The sequence below is a fragment of the Vibrio sp. S234-5 genome (assembly GCF_000960595.1).
Lineage (GTDB): Bacteria > Pseudomonadota > Gammaproteobacteria > Enterobacterales > Vibrionaceae > Vibrio.
The window spans coordinates 42,690-60,608 of the sequence record NZ_JZAM01000128.1 but is presented as its reverse complement, the minus strand read 5'-3'; the positions used below and the strand labels follow the sequence as shown (position 1 = coordinate 60,608).

The window sequence follows — 17,919 nt, the reverse complement described above, 5'->3', positions numbered from 1 at the left end:
GAACGAAAGGTAAAAATGCGTCAGCGAGCGCCTTTGAGCGCCAGTTCACAGCGCTCTTTTGCCGCATCCAGTTCACCCATCACCACGCCGATGTCGTCAAGTTGGCGCTGCAATAGCGCCTTCTTTTCATCGATGATGTTGAGCATTTTCACCAACTGTGTTTCACCTTGTTGAGCATCGTAAAGCTCAAACAATTCGCGAATCTCCGCCAGAGAGAAGCCCAAACGTTTGCCGCGCAGGATCAATTTCAAACGAATCTTGTCCCGGCGTGAGTAAACGCGCGCTGTGCCTCTGCGCTCTGGCTGTATTAATCCCATATCTTCGTAAAAGCGAATACTTCTGGTGGTAATCTCGAACTCTTTCGCGAGATCACTGATTTTAAAAGTTTCCACCTGGTCTCCTCCAACGGTTGGTTGTAGCTGTCCGACTTTCAGCGATGAGGAACGACGGTACTGTCAATCACCTGTTACAGTTCAGGTGAAAATTTATCGTTGTTGTTATTTTGTTTCTTTACGTTTACGTAAATGTTAGTGCTATGCTTACGTAAACGTCAAGAAACCACAGGGCGAAAAATCGCCGGGTTGAAATGACTAGACAGGGCATTGCCCGTCCGTCGCCGTATTCAGTTTTACCCGCATCGCTATCAATTTGTGGTCACCACTTTCGTCACAAGAGAACGAGACATGGAAAAAGCCATATGGATAGTGTCGGCCAAACGAACCCCGCAAGGGCGGTTCCAAGGCGCACTCAAAGAGTATTCTGCTCCTCAGCTGGGCGGCTTTGCGATCAAAGCAGCACTGAGCGCCACCAGCAAAGCAATTGAAAACGTCGATGAAGTGTTGATGGGTTGTGTGCTGCCCGCAGGCTGCGGACAAGCGCCTGCCCGTCAAGCGGCGCTCAATGCCGGGCTACCGCTTTCGGTGGGCGCGACCACGCTCAACAAAGTGTGCGGTTCTGGCATGAAAGCGGTGATGTTGGCACATGATCTGATCAAAGCGGGCAGTGCGCGATCGGTTATTGCTGGCGGAATGGAGAGTATGACCAATGCCCCGTACCTACTGAGCAATGCGCGTAGCGGCATGCGTATGGGCCATCAAACCACGTTCGATCACATGTTTTATGATGGTTTGCAAGATGCCTATGAAGGCCATCTGATGGGTGTTTATGCGCAGCAGATCGCTGACAAGCTGCAATTTACCCGTCAGCAGATGGATGAATGGGCAGCGCTCTCGGCCAAGCGTGCTTGGGAAGCGCAAGAGCAACAGCTGTTTGTCGCGGAGATGGCGCCGCTCGCCTTTGGTAAAAATGGCGAGCTGCTGGATTACGACGAGCATCCACGTTCGATCACACTTGAAAAGATCCCGTTACTCAAACCCGCCTTTGCCGAAGACGGCAGTGTCACGGCCGCTAACGCCAGCGCCATTGCTGATGGTGCCGCTGCGCTGCTGTTGATGGATGAAGGATCGGCCCGTTCACAAGGCTTAGAGCCACTCGCCATTCTTCGCGGCCACAGCACCCATGCGAGAAAACCGGCCGAATTTACTTTAGCGCCGGTTTACGCCATCGAGCAACTGCTCTCCAAACTCGATTGGTCGAGCGACGAAGTGGATTTGTGGGAGATCAACGAAGCATTTGCCGTGGTGACGCAAATCGCCGTCAAACAACTTGGCTTGGAGATGGAAAAAGTCAACGTCAAAGGCGGAGCGTGCGCCTTAGGCCATCCTATCGGTGCCAGCGGGGCGCGCATTCTGGTCACGCTGATCCACAGTTTGCGCCAGTTGCAAGCGCTCGGCGTTGATGGTGACCGCACCCAGCCCAAAGTGATGCGTGGTGTCGCCTCACTGTGCATCGGCGGCGGTGAAGCGACCGCTATCGGCATTGAGATCCCATTACCCTGAAGACCAATCACCCACATCGTGAAACTGAATGCGCTGGACGATAAAGCCATTACTCGCGTGCAGCGCCTAACACTGACAAGGACAACGTTATGCTAAACCCGGTTCCTTTATTGATTGATGGCGAATTTCGTCAGTCGGCCACCACCGAATGGTTAGAGGTCACTAATCCTGCGACCAATGAGGTGATCGCCTCGCTGCCTTGCGCCAGCGACGCAGAGATGCAACAAGCGGTTGCCAGCGCAGCAGAGGCTTTTCAAACTTGGAAACACGTCGCACTGCCTGAGCGCGCTCGTCTGATGCTACGTTATCAACATCTGCTCAAAGAACATCATGATTCGCTAGCGCAGACCCTGTCTCAAGAGACAGGTAAAACGCTGGCTGACGCGAAAGGCGATGTGTGGCGCGGCATCGAAGTAGTGGAGCAGGCGGCCAATATTGCCAGCAATATGATGGGCGAAATGGTAGAAAACGTTGCGACCGACATCGACACCTACTCGGTGATCCAACCGCTCGGTGTGTGTTGCGGCATTACCCCGTTTAACTTTCCGGCCATGATCCCGCTGTGGATGTTCCCGCTGGCGATTGCCGCTGGCAACACGTTTGTCCTTAAACCCTCCGAGCAAGTGCCGCTCACTTCCATGCGTTTGGCCGAGCTGTTTGCGCAGGCTGGCGCACCGAAAGGCGTATTGCAAATCGTACACGGGCGAAAAGCGCAGGTCGATTTTCTGCTGCAACATCCAGAGATCAAAACCATCTCTTTTGTCGGTTCGGTGAAGGTGGCGCAGTACATTTATCAGCAAGGCACGCAGCATTTTAAACGGGTACAAGCGTTTGCTGGGGCGAAAAACCATATGGTGGTGATGCCAGATGCCAACAAAGATCAAGTGATCAATAACTTAGTCGGAGCCTCGGTCGGCGCAGCCGGTCAGCGCTGCATGGCGATTTCGGTCGCGGTGCTGGTGGGCGGGGCGAAAGCGTGGCTTCCTGAGCTAAAAGCGGCGATGAGTCGCGTTCAGCCCGGCGCGTGGAACGACAGTGATGCCGCTTATGGACCGCTGATCAGCCCCCAAGCGAAAGATCGGGTGCATCGCCTGATCCAAGAGGGCATCGACCAAGGTGCCGTGTGTGAGCTGGATGGGCGGAACTGCCAAGTTACCGGTTTGCCAAATGGCAACTGGGTTGGCCCGACGCTGTTTAGCGGCGTGAATACCGAGATGAGCATTTATCGCGAAGAGATTTTCGGCCCCGTATTGGTCTGCCTTGAAGCCGACTCGCTCGAAGAGGCGATCGAGCTTATCAACCGCAACCCTTATGGCAACGGCACTTCGATTTTCACCGCCAATGGTGCGGCGGCGCGCAAGTTCCAGCATGAGATTCAGGTGGGGCAAGTGGGGATCAACGTACCGATCCCGGTGCCTTTACCCTTCTTCTCCTTTACTGGTTGGCGCGGCAGTTTCTACGGCGATCTGCACGCTTACGGCAAACAGGCGGTGCGCTTTTTCACCGAAACCAAAACCGTCACCGCGCGTTGGTTCGATGACGACATTCCAAGCGGTCCGAATCTGACCATCAACTTGAGATAACCCTTAGCCTGTCAAACTGGGAGTTCGCTATGGATTTTGAACTGAATGAAGAACAACGCGCGTTTGCCGATACGGCGAGTGAATTTGCGAAAGCACGTTTAGCCCCGATGGCGGCTAAGTGGGATGAAGAACACATCTTCCCTAAAGAGGTGCTGCGCGAGGCGGGTGATCTTGGCTTTTTGTCACTGTATACCCCTGAAGAACAGGGTGGGCTCGGTTTGAGTCGCCTTGATGCTTCGATCATTTTCGAGCAGTTGGCGATGGGGTGCACCTCGACCACTGCCTTTATGACCATCCACAACATGGTCACTTGGATGGTGGCCAGTTTTGCCAGTGATGAAGCCAAAACGCAGTTTTGCCCCAAGTTGGTCACGGGGGAATGGCTGGGCTCTTACTGTCTCACCGAACCGAATGCCGGATCGGATGCGGCATCGCTCACCACGAGCGCGCAAAAGCACGGCGATCACTATCTGTTGAGCGGGAGCAAAGCGTTTATCTCGGGTGCAGGCGATACCGATGTACTGGTGGTGATGGCGCGCACAGGCGAAGCGGGTGCGAAAGGCATCTCTGCGTTTGTCATTCCAGCCAACGCAGAAGGGATCAGCTACGGGCGCAAAGAGCCGAAAATGGGCTGGAACAGCCAGCCGACCCGCTCAGTCACTTTTGATAAGGTCAAAGTGCCGCTCACCGCGCTGCTTGGCGAAGAAGGGCAAGGCTTTACTTTTGCGATGAAAGGGCTAGATGGTGGGCGCATCAACATCGCCACCTGCTCACTGGGTACGGCGCAGCAAGCGCTCAATCAAGCGACGCAATACCTGCAAGAGCGCAAGCAGTTTGGCAAAAATCTGGCGCAATTTCAGGGGCTGCAATTTAAGCTCGCGGACATGGCAACTGAGCTTGTTGCTGCGCGCCAACTGGTGCGCTATGCGGCAAGCAAACTTGATCGCAGCGATGCAGAGGCCACGGCTTACTGCGCGATGGCGAAACGCTTTGCGACGGATGTCGGTTTTCAGGTGTGCGACGCAGCACTGCAACTTTATGGTGGCTACGGTTACATCAAAGAGTATCCGCTGGAGCGCCATTTTCGCGATGTTCGGGTGCACCAAATTCTCGAAGGGACCAATGAAATCATGCGGTTAATTGTTGCCCGTCGGCTTTTGCATGAAGGTGCGGAGCTTCTGTAAGCCATTAACCTCAACCCATTTTGCTAAGGAATTGTGATGACTTCAGAAAAATATTCACCCCAATCGGCCGCACCGGATGCTGCGGCAGAAGCGGCGATTGGCTTTCATCTCCATCACCATGTGGCGGTGGTGACGATGAACAATCCGCCCGCCAATACTTGGACCGAGCAAAGTTTGCAGCAGCTCAAAACCCTCGTGCAGTCACTCAACCTCAATAATGAAGTATATGCCTTAGTGCTAACGGGAAAAGGGGAGAAGTTTTTCTCGGCTGGCGCGGATCTCAAGCTGTTTGCCGATGGCGATAAAGCGCGCGCGCTGAAAATGGCGCGCCTGTTTGGTCAGGCGTTTGAAACCTTGTCGGCATTTCGTGGCGTGTCGATTGCGGCCATCAACGGATACGCCATGGGCGGTGGCCTTGAGGCGGCGCTCGCCTGTGACATTCGTATTGCTGAAGAGCAAGCGGTGATGGCACTGCCTGAAGCCAAAGTGGGCTTGCTGCCCTGTGCGGGCGGGACGCAAAATCTGACCGCTTTGGTGGGCGAAGGGTGGGCTAAGCGGGTGATTTTGTGCGGCGAACAGCTCAGCGCTGCCAAAGCGCAGCAGATTGGTTTAGTCGAAGAGGTGGTTGCTAAAGGTGACGCGCTCAATCGTGCGATTGCGATGGCTGAATCGGTCGCCAATCAGTCGCCCTCTGCTGTGGCCGCGTGCAAAAAACTCATCCAGCAAACGCGTTTTGCGCCGATGGCTCAGGGGCTGATTAAAGAGCGCGAATACTTTCTTGATCTGTTCGATACTGAAGATCAGACCGAAGGCGTGCAGGCATTTTTGCAAAAGCGTCCACCCGTATGGAAAAACCGCTGAGCTGCGCCGGGGAGTGTGTAAACCCAAGGAGGCACTATGACAGGCCAAGTTATTTTTACCGAGCGACCTTGCAGTGAAGGCGAGTGCAAAATCGCCATCGCAACGCTCGACAATACCGCATCGCTCAATGCCCTGACTTACCCTATGTTGGAGCAACTGAACCAACAGCTAGAACGCTGGCATGAAGACGACAGCATCGTGTGCGTGTTTCTCGAAGGCGCGGGCGAGAAAGCGTTTTGTGCAGGCGGCGATGTGCGCGCCATGTACCAAGTGATGGAAAGTGAGCCGAAGGCGTCCATTTCGCGCTTTCTCACAGATTATTTCACCTTGGAGTATCGCTGCGACTATCTGATTCACACCTACACTAAGCCGATCATCGGTTGGGGACGAGGCATTGTCATGGGCGGTGGCATGGGGCTTTTCATGGGCACCAGCCACAAAGTGGTGACACCAGAGTCGCGTTTGGCGATGCCGGAAATCAGCATTGGGCTTTACCCGGATGTCGGTGCGACATGGTTTCTCAACCGTCTTGAGCCGGGCATCGGGCTGTTTCTCGGTTTGACTGGAGTGATGGTTAATGCCAGTGACGCATTGTCTGTCCACTTTGCCGATCATCTGCTGCTCGCCAAAGAGCGCGATGGCTTGCTGGAACAGTTGCAGCATGCCTCTTGGTCTACCGCCGAAGATCATTACGAAGTGGTCACTGAGCTACTGGAAAATCTCGCTCAGCAGGCTGATGACCAGCGACCAGTGCAACAGTTGATGCCGCATTTTGATGCAATTCAACAGGCCTGCTTGCAAGACGAGCTGCAAAGCGCGGTGCAAGCTGTTATGACGTTACCTTCCAGCCCTTGGCTTGATCGCGCCAAGCAGAACTTGGCAGAGGGCAGCGCCATTAGCGCGCACATTTGTCACCGACAGATGACGCACTACAGCGAGCTGTCATTAGCCGACTGTTTCCGTTTGGAGCTTGGCGTCTCAGTGCAATGTGGCTTACTTGGCGAGTTTCGTGAAGGAGTACGAGCGAGGCTAATCGATAAAGACGGCCAGACAAACTGGCTGTTCAACAATGTTGCCGATGTCGATAGCAGCGTGATTGATGCTTTGTTTACTTCACTGTGGCCAGAGCAAGCGCACCCGTTGGTCAGTTTAGGCAAACATGGCCTTTGAGCCTGTGAAAAATCAACCATAAAGAGTTAGGAGGAGTCACATGAACCAAGTGGCATTTATTGGTCTTGGCAATATGGGCTCGCCGATGGCGGCGAACTTAATCAAAGCGGGTTGCACGCTGCGCGTGTTCGACCTCAATCAAGCGGCGATGGCAACACTGGCTGAACTGGGCGCAACCACGTGCGAGTCTATCGAGCAAGCAGTGCAGGGCGTAGACACGGTGATCACCATGTTGCCTGCTGGCGAGCACGTTCGCTCGGTTTATCTGGGTGATCATCAAGGCAATGCTGGGCTGCTCACTTTGCTTGCGCCAAAAACGCTGCTGATTGACTCCTCCACCATCGATCCCCAATCGGCAAAAACGGTGGCCGCCGAGGCGCAAAAGCAGGGGCTGGAATTTGTCGACGCGCCAGTTTCCGGTGGTGTGGCAGGCGCGCAGGCGGGGACGCTCACCTTCATCGTTGGTGGCACGCAAGCGGCGTTTGACAAGGCGCAAACCATTCTTCAGCACATGGGCAAAAATATCTTTCACGCTGGCGGTGCAGGCGACGGGCAAATGGCGAAAATCTGTAACAACCTGATGCTGGGTATTTTGATGTCTGGAACTTGTGAAGCGCTGAGTTTGGGAATAGATAACGGTCTCGATCCCAAAGTGCTGTCCAACATCATGCTGCAAAGCTCCGGTCGCAACTGGGCGTTAGAGCTCTACAATCCATGCCCCGGCGTGATGGAAAACGCGCCCGCGAGCAAGCAGTATCAACCCGGCTTTACCAGTCGCTTGATGGTGAAAGATCTCGGTTTGGGACTGGATGCCGCCTCTCAAAGTCACTCCTCCGTACCAATGGGCGCTTTGGCGCGCAACCTGTTCGCTTTTCATAATGCTGCTGGTAACGGCGAGTTGGATTTCTCCAGTCTGTTTCAGTTTTACGCCAAACAAACGCGCTGATGCGCCTTAATCAACACCAGGAGAGGAAAGATGAACTTAAAAGAGAGTGTGATTGCGATAACGGGCGCAGGGCAGGGGCTTGGGCAGATGATGGCGGTGACGCTAGCGCATGCAGGGGCGGAACTGGCGCTGCTTGATCTCAATGAAGAAGGGCTGCGCCACACCCAAGAGCAGTGCCATATGCTGGGTACCAAGGCTTTGATCTACAAAATGAATGTGACCGATGAAGCCGAAGTTGAGCAAGCGTTTGACGACATTGTGCGTGATTTTGGTCAGCTAGATGGCTTAGTGAACAACGCAGGCATTTTGCGTGATGGCATGCTGGTCAAAGTGAGTGACGGGCAAGTCAGTAAAATGTCGCTTGAGCAGTTTAATTCGGTGATTAACGTCAATTTGACGGGCACTTTTCTCTGCGGGCGAGAAGCGGCGGTGAAGATGATCGAAACAGGCCGCAAAGGGGTGATTATTAATATTTCCAGTGTTTCCCGCGCGGGAAATATCGGCCAAAGCAACTATTCGGCGTCAAAAGCCGCCGTTGCGACGCTGGCCACCACTTGGGCAAAAGAGTTGGCGCGCTATGGCATTCGCGCAGCGGCGATTGCGCCGGGAGTGATTCACACCGCCATGGCGGATCAAATGAAGCCGGAAGCCATCGCCCGTTTGGAAAAAATGATCCCCGTCGGGCGCATGGGCGAAGCGAGCGAAATTGCGCACACAGTCAAATTCATTTTAGAAAACGACTACATCACTGGCCGAGTGCTGGAGGTTGATGGTGGGATCCGCATGTAGCGCTCTCGCCGTTGATCAGCAAAGTCTGTCGAGTTTGGGCTTTGCTGATCTTGTTTCACGCCAGTGCACTGACTTATTGCTCCTAGGGCAACATGGACTGAATATAATTTTTTCGGTTCCATTTACTCATTAGAATTACTGCGGAGAGATGCACGGCAACGGCGATGAAAGTGAGATTGGCGAGCACTTCGTGCGTCTCTTCCAGCCACTCTTCACCCCAAAACATATCACTAACCATTAACCAGCCGCTCACTCCCGTTGCGATGATCAATCCCCACAATAGCCATATCATCACCGCGCCCGCAGGATTGTGACCAAGGTGTTTATCTTGCCGTTCACTCAGCACCTCTTTCAGGTGCGACACTGCCGCTGATGGGGAAGGGCGGAAACGACTCAATCGTGCCGGCGATTGCACCACCAGTCCCCAAAGCAGCCGGATAGCGACACTGAGCAGGATTAGGTATCCCGCCCACTTATGCAGATCGCTCCCCTCTTCTAAAGCAAAGAAATTGGCAAAGAAAAGCAGCGCGACCATCCAATGGGTTGCTCGCACAACCCAGTCCCATTTGAACGTATTAGTCATCCATTTCTTCCTTCACTTTACTCATGTCGGTTGGGTTAAAGTAGATCTCTACGCGCTTGTTGTCTTTGTTATAGCCATAAAGCTCGTAGCAACTGGTCTTGGTTTTCTTAAAGACTTTGATTTTGTAACCCATTGCTTCAACTTGGGTCTTTGCTTGCTCAAAATTAATCCATTGAGATTCCGGCTCTTTTGTACATTGCGGATCCGCCAAAGCGTTGAATGCGCTGCCAAGTGAAAGAAGAGCTGTTGTCGTCAGTAGAAGTATTTTTTTCATGATTCAGTCCTTTTTGGGGTGTCTACAGGATGAATCGTATTGAGCGAAGCTTAAGAGTCACTTAAGAGTTAGGGCGGCGGAAAAATCTTTAAACCCACCCCTACCAAACCACGTATACCTTGCTGATTTATCGGTTAACAAATAACAAGGTATAACGTGGTTTCGCATAAAAAAGCCTATTTGGCGCAGAAAATCTGTCCTGTCTGTCAGCGCCCTTTTGCTTGGCGTAAAAAATGGCAGCAGTGTTGGGATGAAGTCAAATATTGTTCGGAGCGCTGTCGGCGTCATCGTTCATCGCAGTCGCTCGGCGCTGCTTAAGGCTGATGCCAATAACTGAATGCCACTCGTGACCAGTGCGTCATGATGTAATCAATCAGGGCTTGAGTGCGCTCAGGTAAAAAACGGCGCTGCGGATGGAGCAGATACACATCTGCGCCTTCAATTTCCCACTCGGGGAGCAGCTCGATGAGCTGACCGCTACGCAGGAGTGGCTCCATTAATCCTCTTGGTAAGCGGGCGATGCCCATGCCTTGCAAGGTGGCTTGCACTATCGTATCCAGTTCGTCGGAGCACAAACGCGCCGTCGGAATAAATTGCACTTTTTGCGCAACGCTGTGGTGATGAAAAATCCACGGCAGCTTATGGTTGAGACTGAGTAGGGGATGCTCTTTTAACTGCTCGGGATGCGCTAAGGCTGGCGTTACTGTGCCTAGTTTGGCAGCAAGTTCAGCACTGGCACAGAGTACGGAAGGGTTACGCGCCAGTTTACGCGCTACCCAGTCGGACTCCGGCTGTGGGCCAAAACGCAGCGCAATATCCAGATCCCGTTGGCTGAAATAGTCGAGCCCTGAGCCAACTTGCATGCGCAGTGTGACATTCGGATGCAGATCGGCAAACTCCAGCGCCAAAGGGGTTAATTGGTGACGCAGAGGTAACACGGGGGCACTTATCGCAATTTCGCCGCGGTAATCTCGTTTTGCTTGCTCGACCTCTTCTTGTTTGCGCTCTATTTGAGCAAACAGCTCGGCGTAGCTGTGAAATAGCTGTTCACCTTCTTTGGTCAGTACCAACTCTTTACTGTTGCGGATCAGCAAAATGCTGCCCGTATCTTGTTCAAGTTGCTGAATACGGCGGCTCAATGTGCTGGTGGACATCGATTTCTGTTTCGCCGCTAACGCAAAACTGCCACAGCGCACCACGGTTAAAAATAGCGCCAAATCATCAAGTTTCATGCTTAATCCCATTTTTGCAATTTCGCATCCCATTCTATCCTATTTTCGGATGGCTGTGATTTGGTTATCTTGTGCCACAGCCGAACCATTCCCTTTGACTTTATCTTGAAAGAGAGCTCATGCATTCCGATCCTATTCCCGCTGCCGATGCCCCTCATCCGCGAATTATTTTTGCTAGCGTTGCGCTAGTGATTGCCCTTGGTTCACTAGAAAAAAGCATCGTGACCACACCGCTGGCCTTGATTGGGCAAGATCTCTCGGCGGGAAGCGCCTTAACTTGGGTGATCACCGCCTACTTACTCGCCGGCACAGCCGTATTGCCTGTGTATGGCAAATTGAGCGATCTGTTTGGCCGTGTACGCATGCTCAATATCAGCATCGGTATTTTTATTGTTGGCTCAGCCCTGTGTACTTTTGCCGTTGACTTACCAACCCTGATTGGGGCGCGAGTGGTGCAGGGAATTGGCGGCGGCGGTTTGATTGCTTTGGCGTTCACCGTGATTGCCGATTCCATTCCGGCGCGTGAAGTCGGTAAATACCAAGGCTATATCTCAGCGGTGTATGCGGTTTCCAGTGTCGCAGGCCCTTTGCTTGGCGGCTATTTTGCCGACCATCTCAGTTGGCGCTGGGTGTTTGGCATTAATTTACCGCTGGGAATAGTGGCTCTGTATATGGTTAACCGCCATCTCAAACACCTTAACCAAAAACGTCACAGTCGATTTGACTGGCTGGGCGCTGGGCTTTTAATGCTCACCACCACCTTGTTGCTGCTTCAACTTTCCTCACACTCCTTTTTGCCTGCGGGGTGGGGCGCCTTTGCTCTGTTACTCTGCTTGGTGCTGTTAATCCTGGTTGAAAGACAGGTGAGTGACCCGATTTTGCCTGCTCGTTTGGCACGTTTACCCAGTTACCTGACCGCGATTGGTCTAATCATGGCCTCACAAATGTTGATGTTCGCGCTTTTGGTTTATATGCCGCTGCAATTGCAGTGGCAGAAAGGCTTTTCACCGTCGCAAAGTGGCACCGTGATGGTGATTTTCATGTTCAGTATCACCATCGGGGCTTATCTTGGTGGCAAATGGGTGGCTCGATCAGGGCGATACAAAGCGCTGGTGGTGAGCGGTTTTCTGCTTGCTGCCGTCGCCATCTGGCAGATTCACTACGATTTGTGGGTTCATCTCTCGCTAGGTATTGGCGGCCTTGGGCTTGGTTTCACTCTGCCTTCTCTTAATGTGGTGGTACAGAGTGTGTTGCCTGCTCGTGATCGGGGTATTGGCATGTCACTGTTTAACTTTGGTCGTGAGCTTGGCGGTGCGCTCGGGGTGGCGTTCTGTTCTGCGCTGTTTTATCTGCGTGTGCCGCAAAGTGTCACGGTGAGTGAGCACGGCAGCCAAGCCTCATCAGTAACGCCTGACGTGCTTGCCCAAGGTTTTAGTTTGGTGTACATCGGCATGAGTGCGTTGGCGGTTGTAGCGATGGTACTGACCGCTTGGCGTTTACGTAAAGATGCGCTGAAAGGAGACTAAAATCCGCCAACTTCTGGCTTAAGTGGAACACAGCAGCGATCTTTTGCTGCTTTCCTTGCGTAAAAGCGGCATCAAAAGCAAGGAAAGAGCATGGAAAAGATCAATCTGGTGTGGCTCAAGCGTGACCTAAGGCTGACCGACCACGCGCCATTACAAGCGGCATTAGCTTCGGGGCGACCGACATTACTACTCTATCTGTTTGAGCCAATGCTGCTTGGCGATGCGCATTACAGCGAACGACACTGGCGTTTTGTGTGGCAATCATTGCAAGCCATCAATCGTGATTTGGCGCAGAGCAAAGGGGAGGTGTTGATCGTCACATCCGATTGGCAAACCTGCTTCTCGCGTATTGCTGAGCGCTACGCCATTGAGGCGATTTACTCTCATCAAGAAGTCGGTTTAGCTTGCACTTTTCGGCGCGATCTTGCGCTGGCGCAGTGGTGCCAGCAACACCACATCGTCTGGCATGAATGTCCTTATGCCGCCGTGATCCGCGGGGCGCAAACCCGTAAAAATTGGGATGAACATTGGCAGCAAGTGATGCGCTCCCCTTGCCGCGATCCTGATTTAACACGCGCCAATTGGTTGAAGCTGGATGGCGCAACGCTTGGTTTGCGCAGCGATATCCCTGCCACATGGCAGAGTAAACAAGCGGGCATGCAAACTGGCGGCAGTGATATGGCGTGGGCGACGCTGGAGGATTTTTTCGCGCGTCGAGGGCGAGAGTATTACCGCTCCATTTCAAGTCCGAGCTTAGCGCGCAACGCATGCTCGCGGATGTCGCCTTATCTTGCGTGGGGGAATATCTCACTGCGGGAGATGTATCAAACCTTGCTCCAACACTGGTCGGTAGCGGGATTTCGCCGCAGCCTGATTGCGCTGTCATCGCGTCTGCATTGGCACTGTCACTTTATCCAAAAATTTGAATCAGAATGTGAGATGGAGTTTCGCTGCGTCAACCGCGCTTATGACTCACTCTTACAGCAATCAAGCGATGCCCCCGCCGTGCAGTTAGCGGCTTGGCAAACTGGGCACACCGGCATTCCACTGGTCGATGCCTGTATGCGCTGCTTAATTCAAACCGGATACCTCAACTTTCGTATGCGCGCGATGTTGGTGAGCGTGTTAACTCATCATATGAATGTGGATTGGCGAGCGGGCGTGACTTATTTGGCGCAACTGTTCCTCGATTTTGAACCGGGCATTCATTACCCGCAGTTTCAAATGCAAGCAGGGGTAACGGGTACCAATACTATCCGCATTTATAACCCGACCAAGCAAGCACAAGAGCATGACAGTGAAGGGCAGTTTATTCACAAATGGGTGCCAGAGTTGGCGCAAGTGCCCGTCCCGCTGCTCTTTGAACCCTGGCTGATGACACCGCTTGAAGCGCAGATGTATCAAGTTCCGCTTGAGAGCCCTTATCTCAACCCTGTGATGGATTTGGAAGCCAGTGCCAAGCAAGCGCGGGATCGCTTATGGCAGTGGCAGAAACTGCCTGCGGTGCAAGCCGAAGCGATGCGTATCCTCGCGCGCCATGTGCGGCAAGCTAAACCGAGAACTTCACCGCGCCAACCCAACAAGCGTCAACCGGAGATGGATTAACACGGCTTTGCGAGTTTTGCATCGCGCCAAGCCAAGCTAGCCAAGACCCGTAAGCTTTGCTAGTCTAGCGGCACATCAGGAAGTGGGGACGACCTCACCGCTCCATCTTTTCTTCGGGGACGACCCCATATATGAGGTGTATATATGGCGTGGTTAATCCTCTTTCTCGCCGGTATTTGTGAAATCGCTTGGGCTATTGGCCTCAAATACAGTGAAGGTTTTAGCAAACCGCTGGCTTCTGTCGCTACCTTATCGGCGCTGGTCATTAGTTTTGTGTTACTCGGGATCGCGTTGCGCACTCTACCTCTTGGCGTGGCTTACGGCATTTGGGTGGGAATTGGCGCAGTAGGCACCGCAGTCATGGGGATCTTGCTATTTGGGGAAGCGGTGAGCTTGTTTAAACTGATGAGCTTAGCCTTAATCGTTATCGGTATCGCCGGGCTCAAACTGGCTTCCTAGCATACGTGATGTAACGACGAACAATCGCAATTCAATCTGAGTAATAGCACGGTTACGTCCGTAACTGTGCTATTTAATGTTTTCGCAAAGGGGCAAAGAGCCCCTTTTGCATTTGATCTATGGATTTATCCTGAGTAGCTTCGTCATAAAAAATGATGTTTACTGCGCCTGACAACAGATCTGAGCAAATTGCAGCAGAACCTGTTTGGCGTGCTCGGTTTCGCGGACTTGAGCGCTTTTCACCGGGTACTCATCTTCAAACTCGTGCTTGAGGTTATCCAGTGACATCTGCATGATTTTCGGCGTGAACTCAGGGTGAAACTGCACGCCCCAACAGGCGCTGCCGACACGGTAAGCGTGATGGGGTTCAAAGTCGCTGCGAGCTAAAAGAACGGCGTTTTCAGGCAGCTTCAGCACCGATTGGTAATGGACTGCGTGCGCGTCAAATTGCGCTGGCAGGTGGGCGAAAATGGCATCGTCGTTCGCCGCAGGTTGCTTGGTGATTGCTATGGTGCCTATCTCCAAACCGTGTGGATGATAGCCGACTACGCCACCGAGCGCCTGTGCGATCAACTGATGTCCAAAACAGATCCCGAGCAGCGGAATCTTTCGCTCAACCAACTGGACAATTTCGTCAGACAAACGCAGCATCCATGGTTTTTTCTCGGAAGCCATCGCCAGCGAACCCATGATGATCCCCCCCGCCAGTGAGTGGAAATCTGGTAGAGGGTAAGAAACTCCGTCATGAAACTCGATGTGAATGTCGTGCTGATGTACGCCTTGCTCGCGAATAGCGCGCAGTGCCCACTCTTCAAAATCCCCGAATTTTTCCAATTGAGCTTGTGGTGCCTGACCAACATTGACGATGAGTAGTGTTTTCATACGCTTCCTTACGACTGAGATTTGTGAGAGCTGACCGTATCAGTGCGGTTGTGCCTGCTGCATGGCGTCTTAATCTAGATAAATCCCCCAGGCTGTGCAACGGATATTTGTTGGCAATTGGCTTACTCAATCGTGACGATTTACCAATTATGGCTGGCGTTTTAAGCCTGAAAAAACCAAGCAACAACAAAGCAAATAGAAAGCCAAAGCAAGTAGAAAACCAGCGAAGCGTGGTTCGCTGACTTTCTATGTGAAGGGCGGCTACATATTGCTGTAGTTTGGCCCGCCGCCGCCTTCGGGTGGGACCCAAGTAATATTTTGCGATGGGTCTTTAATGTCGCAGGTTTTACAGTGCACGCAGTTCGCGGCGTTGATCTGAAACCGGCTTTCTCCATCCACTTGAACCACTTCATACACCCCCGCTGGGCAGTAGCGTTGGGCAGGCTCGGCAAATTTTTCCAAGTGTACTTGGATCGGAATCGATGCATCGGCCAAGCGCAAATGGCACGGTTGATTTTCTTCATGTCGCGCACCAGAAAGGTAGACCGAAGAAGGTTTGTCAAAACTCAGCACGCCATCGGGTTTCGGGTAGGCGATAGGCTCACAATGGCTGATATCGAGCAAACGCAGGTGGTCATGATGAGGCGCTTCCATCTCCCACGGAGCAGGGCGCTTAAAGAGCGGAACCCATACATTTTGCTCAAAGCTGTTGATAATCCCACCAGCCACATTACCGTAGCGGTGGATGGTGGCGCAGAAGTTTTGCGCATTTTCCAGCTCGCGATACAGCCAAGAGGCGCGAAACAGGCTGTCGTAGTCCGGTTCGCTGTGGCTTTTGCCCGCTTGCACACAGTCAAATACCGCTTGAGCTGCCAACAGGCCTGATTTCATGGCGCTGTGGCAACCTTTGATCTTGGCAAAATTGAGCGTACCGGCATCACAGCCAATCAATAGTCCGCCGGGGAACTGCTGCTTCGGTAGCGAGTAGAGCCCCCCTTTGGCGATAGCCCGCGCACCATACGCAATGCGCTGTCCGCCAAGCAGATATTTGCTGATCGCTGGATGATGTTTGAGGCGTTGAAATTCATCAAACGGGCTTAGGTACGGGTTGTGATAAGAGAGGTCGGTGATAAGGCCAACCGCAATTTGGTGGTTATCCAAGTGGTACAAAAAGCTGCCACCAGTGGTATGGGTTTCATTCAGTGGCCAGCCAAGCCCATGCAGGACATTGCCGGCTTGATAATGGGGATGAACATCTGCCAGTTGCCAGATCTCTTTGATGCCGAGCGCGTAGTGCTGTGGCTGTTTGTCTTTATCGAGATCAAAGTGCTGAATTAAATCTTTGCCGAGATGGCCGCGTGCGCCTTCGGCGAACAGGGTATACTTGGCGTTTAGTGCGATGCCGGGTTCAAAATTGGCTTTGGGCTCGCCTTGCTTGTCTCGTCCCATGTCAGAAGTGACGACGCCGATGACAGCACCGTTGTCATCGTAGTTGACCGAGGCGGCGGCAAACCCGGGGAAGATTTCCACCCCCAACTGTTCGGCTTGGCTGGCTAGCCAGCGACAGAGTTCGGCCAGACTAATTACATAATTGCTACTGGCGTTATGCATGGTTTTGGGCGTGAGAAAATGAGGCAGGCGAATGTGATTATGTTCGGTTGCCAGATAGAGGAAATCGTCGCTTTTCACTGTCGTTTTCAGCGGAGCATCCATCTTCTGCCAGTGCGGAAACAACTCGTCCAAAGCGGTGGTTTCAAACAGCGCGCCAGAGAGAATATGCGCGCCCACTTGCGAGCCTTTCTCCACGACGCAGATACTCATATTGGTTTGATGTTGCTGGCTAAGCTGTGCCAACTTGCACGCAGCCGAGAGCCCGGCGGGGCCAGCACCGACAATCACTACATCAAATTCCATTGTTTCTCTTTCCATGTCGTCAACTCATCGTTACGTTTTCATTCGTGCTTTAAATATAGTCCAGTTGACGTAAACGTAAACTAAACTAAGCTCAAAAGGTAATGCAAACTTGGTAGTCAAAACGGTATGGAATGTGTGATTAAACAGTAAGCTACCCATCAGGCTGCCCCCAAGCAGCGCTGGAGTTAGTCACACTCACGTGCAAGCAGTCGATTTTGATTCTACCGCATCCCCATTTGGTAAGGAGGCAATGTGAAAGTCTTAGTCGCGGTAAAACGTGTGATTGACGCTTACGTAAAAGTCAGAATTAAAAGTGATGGTTCAGGCGTAGAAACGAACAACGTCAAAATGTCCATGAACCCTTTTTGTGAAATCGCCGTGGAAGAGGCGATACGTCTGCGCGAAGCGGGTGTGGCAGAAGAAGTGGTGGTGGTTTCTTTGGGCGACGCCAGTTGCCAAGAGCAGTTACGTGCGGCCTTAGCGCTGGGGGCTGATCGCGCGATCCACGTTGAAACTGCCTCTGAACTTGAGCCGCTCAATGTGGCGAAGTTACTGCATGCGGTGATGAAAACTGAAACGCCGGGGCTGGTGCTGCTTGGCAAACAATCGATTGACAGCGATAACAACCAAGTTGCGCAGATGCTGGCTGCGCTTGCGCGCCGACCTCAAGGAACGTTCGCCTCAAAAATCGAAATGCAAGGCGAGAGCGTGTTGGTTACACGGGAAATCGATGGCGGTTTGGAAACCTTGAAGCTGCAATTGCCTGCGATTATCAGCACCGATTTACGTTTGAACGAGCCGCGATATGCCTCTTTGCCCAATATTATGAAAGCCAAACGTAAACCTCTGGATGTCACCACGCCGCAGGCACTTGGCGTATCGCTCAAAACACATCACCAAACGTTGCAACTGCAACCGCCACCGCAGCGGCAAGCGGGAGTGATCCTGTCCAGCGTCACTGAGCTGGTGGATAAGCTCAAAAATGAAGCCAAAGTGCTGAGTTAAGCCCTGCA

General features: G+C 52.7%; 18 protein-coding genes. 12 read left to right on the top strand and 6 right to left on the bottom strand.

The annotated features are described in order from the left end of the window. Positions 1-20: 20 nt before the first annotated feature. Positions 21-392 carry a MerR family DNA-binding transcriptional regulator gene (locus UF06_RS05055; RefSeq protein WP_045569477.1) on the bottom strand — a complete coding sequence of 124 codons (372 nt, stop codon included), beginning with the start codon at positions 390-392 and terminating at the stop codon, positions 21-23. Between the two features lie 291 nt (positions 393-683). Between UF06_RS05055 and UF06_RS05050 the strand changes: the two genes are divergently transcribed. From UF06_RS05050 to UF06_RS05020, 7 genes are all read left to right on the top strand, one after another. After that, the gene (locus UF06_RS05050) at positions 684-1,898 is read left to right on the top strand and encodes a thiolase family protein (RefSeq protein WP_045569476.1); all 1,215 of its coding nucleotides are present in this window, start codon (positions 684-686) and stop codon (positions 1,896-1,898) included. Positions 1,899-1,987: 89 nt separating this feature from the next. Then, a complete protein-coding gene (locus tag UF06_RS05045) occupies positions 1,988-3,481 on the top strand; it encodes a CoA-acylating methylmalonate-semialdehyde dehydrogenase (protein WP_045569475.1) in 1,494 nt (497 codons plus the stop codon). Positions 3,482-3,510: 29 nt separating this feature from the next. After that, a complete protein-coding gene (locus UF06_RS05040; RefSeq protein ID WP_045569474.1) occupies positions 3,511-4,665 on the top strand; it encodes an acyl-CoA dehydrogenase family protein in 1,155 nt (384 codons plus the stop codon). A 36-nt stretch (positions 4,666-4,701) separates the two neighbouring features. Continuing rightward, complete coding sequence (locus UF06_RS05035; protein WP_045569473.1) at positions 4,702-5,526, top strand: enoyl-CoA hydratase; 825 nt, start codon at positions 4,702-4,704, stop codon at positions 5,524-5,526. 36 nt (positions 5,527-5,562) lie between these two features. Beyond that, positions 5,563-6,696: an enoyl-CoA hydratase/isomerase family protein gene (locus UF06_RS05030; protein WP_045569472.1), complete on the top strand. Its 1,134-nt coding sequence runs from the start codon at positions 5,563-5,565 to the stop codon at positions 6,694-6,696. A 40-nt stretch (positions 6,697-6,736) separates the two neighbouring features. Continuing rightward, entirely contained in the window at positions 6,737-7,642 is a 906-nt protein-coding gene (mmsB, locus tag UF06_RS05025; RefSeq protein WP_045569471.1) for a 3-hydroxyisobutyrate dehydrogenase, read from the top strand. 30 nt (positions 7,643-7,672) lie between these two features. Continuing rightward, positions 7,673-8,431: an SDR family oxidoreductase gene (locus UF06_RS05020; protein ID WP_045569470.1), complete on the top strand. Its 759-nt coding sequence runs from the start codon at positions 7,673-7,675 to the stop codon at positions 8,429-8,431. Positions 8,432-8,513: 82 nt separating this feature from the next. Here UF06_RS05020 and UF06_RS05015 read toward each other — a convergent pair whose 3' ends face one another. Further along, on the bottom strand, positions 8,514-9,014 hold the full coding sequence (locus UF06_RS05015) for a cytochrome b/b6 domain-containing protein (RefSeq protein WP_045569469.1): 501 nt from the start codon (positions 9,012-9,014) through the stop codon (positions 8,514-8,516). After that, positions 9,007-9,288, bottom strand: coding sequence for a PepSY domain-containing protein (locus UF06_RS05010; RefSeq protein ID WP_045569468.1), 282 nt, complete (start codon positions 9,286-9,288; stop codon positions 9,007-9,009). The genes UF06_RS05015 and UF06_RS05010 overlap by 8 nt, the downstream gene beginning before the upstream one ends. A 156-nt stretch (positions 9,289-9,444) precedes the next feature. Here UF06_RS05010 and UF06_RS23730 point away from each other — a divergent pair, with 156 nt between their 5' ends. After that, positions 9,445-9,606, top strand: coding sequence for a DUF2256 domain-containing protein (locus tag UF06_RS23730; protein WP_082069578.1), 162 nt, complete (start codon positions 9,445-9,447; stop codon positions 9,604-9,606). Here UF06_RS23730 and UF06_RS05005 read toward each other — a convergent pair. Next, a complete protein-coding gene (locus UF06_RS05005; protein WP_045569467.1) occupies positions 9,603-10,553 on the bottom strand; it encodes a LysR family transcriptional regulator in 951 nt (316 codons plus the stop codon). The genes UF06_RS23730 and UF06_RS05005 overlap by 4 nt on opposite strands. 86 nt (positions 10,554-10,639) lie before the next feature. On the opposite strand from UF06_RS05005, the gene UF06_RS05000 reads away from it, so the two are divergent. The 3 genes from UF06_RS05000 to UF06_RS04990 all read left to right on the top strand — a co-directional run bounded on the left by UF06_RS05000 (position 10,640) and on the right by UF06_RS04990 (position 14,110). Beyond that, complete coding sequence (locus UF06_RS05000; RefSeq protein WP_045569466.1) at positions 10,640-12,046, top strand: MDR family MFS transporter; 1,407 nt, start codon at positions 10,640-10,642, stop codon at positions 12,044-12,046. Between the two features lie 90 nt (positions 12,047-12,136). Continuing rightward, positions 12,137-13,651, top strand: coding sequence for a deoxyribodipyrimidine photo-lyase (locus UF06_RS04995; RefSeq protein WP_045569465.1), 1,515 nt, complete (start codon positions 12,137-12,139; stop codon positions 13,649-13,651). A 144-nt stretch (positions 13,652-13,795) separates the two neighbouring features. After that, entirely contained in the window at positions 13,796-14,110 is a 315-nt protein-coding gene (locus tag UF06_RS04990) for a multidrug efflux SMR transporter (RefSeq protein WP_000312391.1), read from the top strand. A 159-nt stretch (positions 14,111-14,269) separates the two neighbouring features. Here the strand turns inward: UF06_RS04990 and UF06_RS04985 are convergent, their stop codons facing one another. Both UF06_RS04985 and UF06_RS04980 read right to left on the bottom strand, forming a co-directional pair. Beyond that, entirely contained in the window at positions 14,270-14,992 is a 723-nt protein-coding gene (locus tag UF06_RS04985) for a glutamine amidotransferase (protein ID WP_045569464.1), read from the bottom strand. Positions 14,993-15,253: 261 nt separating this feature from the next. Then, positions 15,254-16,921: an electron transfer flavoprotein-ubiquinone oxidoreductase gene (locus UF06_RS04980; RefSeq protein WP_045569463.1), complete on the bottom strand. Its 1,668-nt coding sequence runs from the start codon at positions 16,919-16,921 to the stop codon at positions 15,254-15,256. Between the two features lie 237 nt (positions 16,922-17,158). Between UF06_RS04980 and UF06_RS04975 the strand changes: the two genes are divergently transcribed. Continuing rightward, positions 17,159-17,911, top strand: coding sequence for an electron transfer flavoprotein subunit beta/FixA family protein (locus tag UF06_RS04975; protein ID WP_045569462.1), 753 nt, complete (start codon positions 17,159-17,161; stop codon positions 17,909-17,911). Positions 17,912-17,919 lie beyond the last annotated feature (8 nt).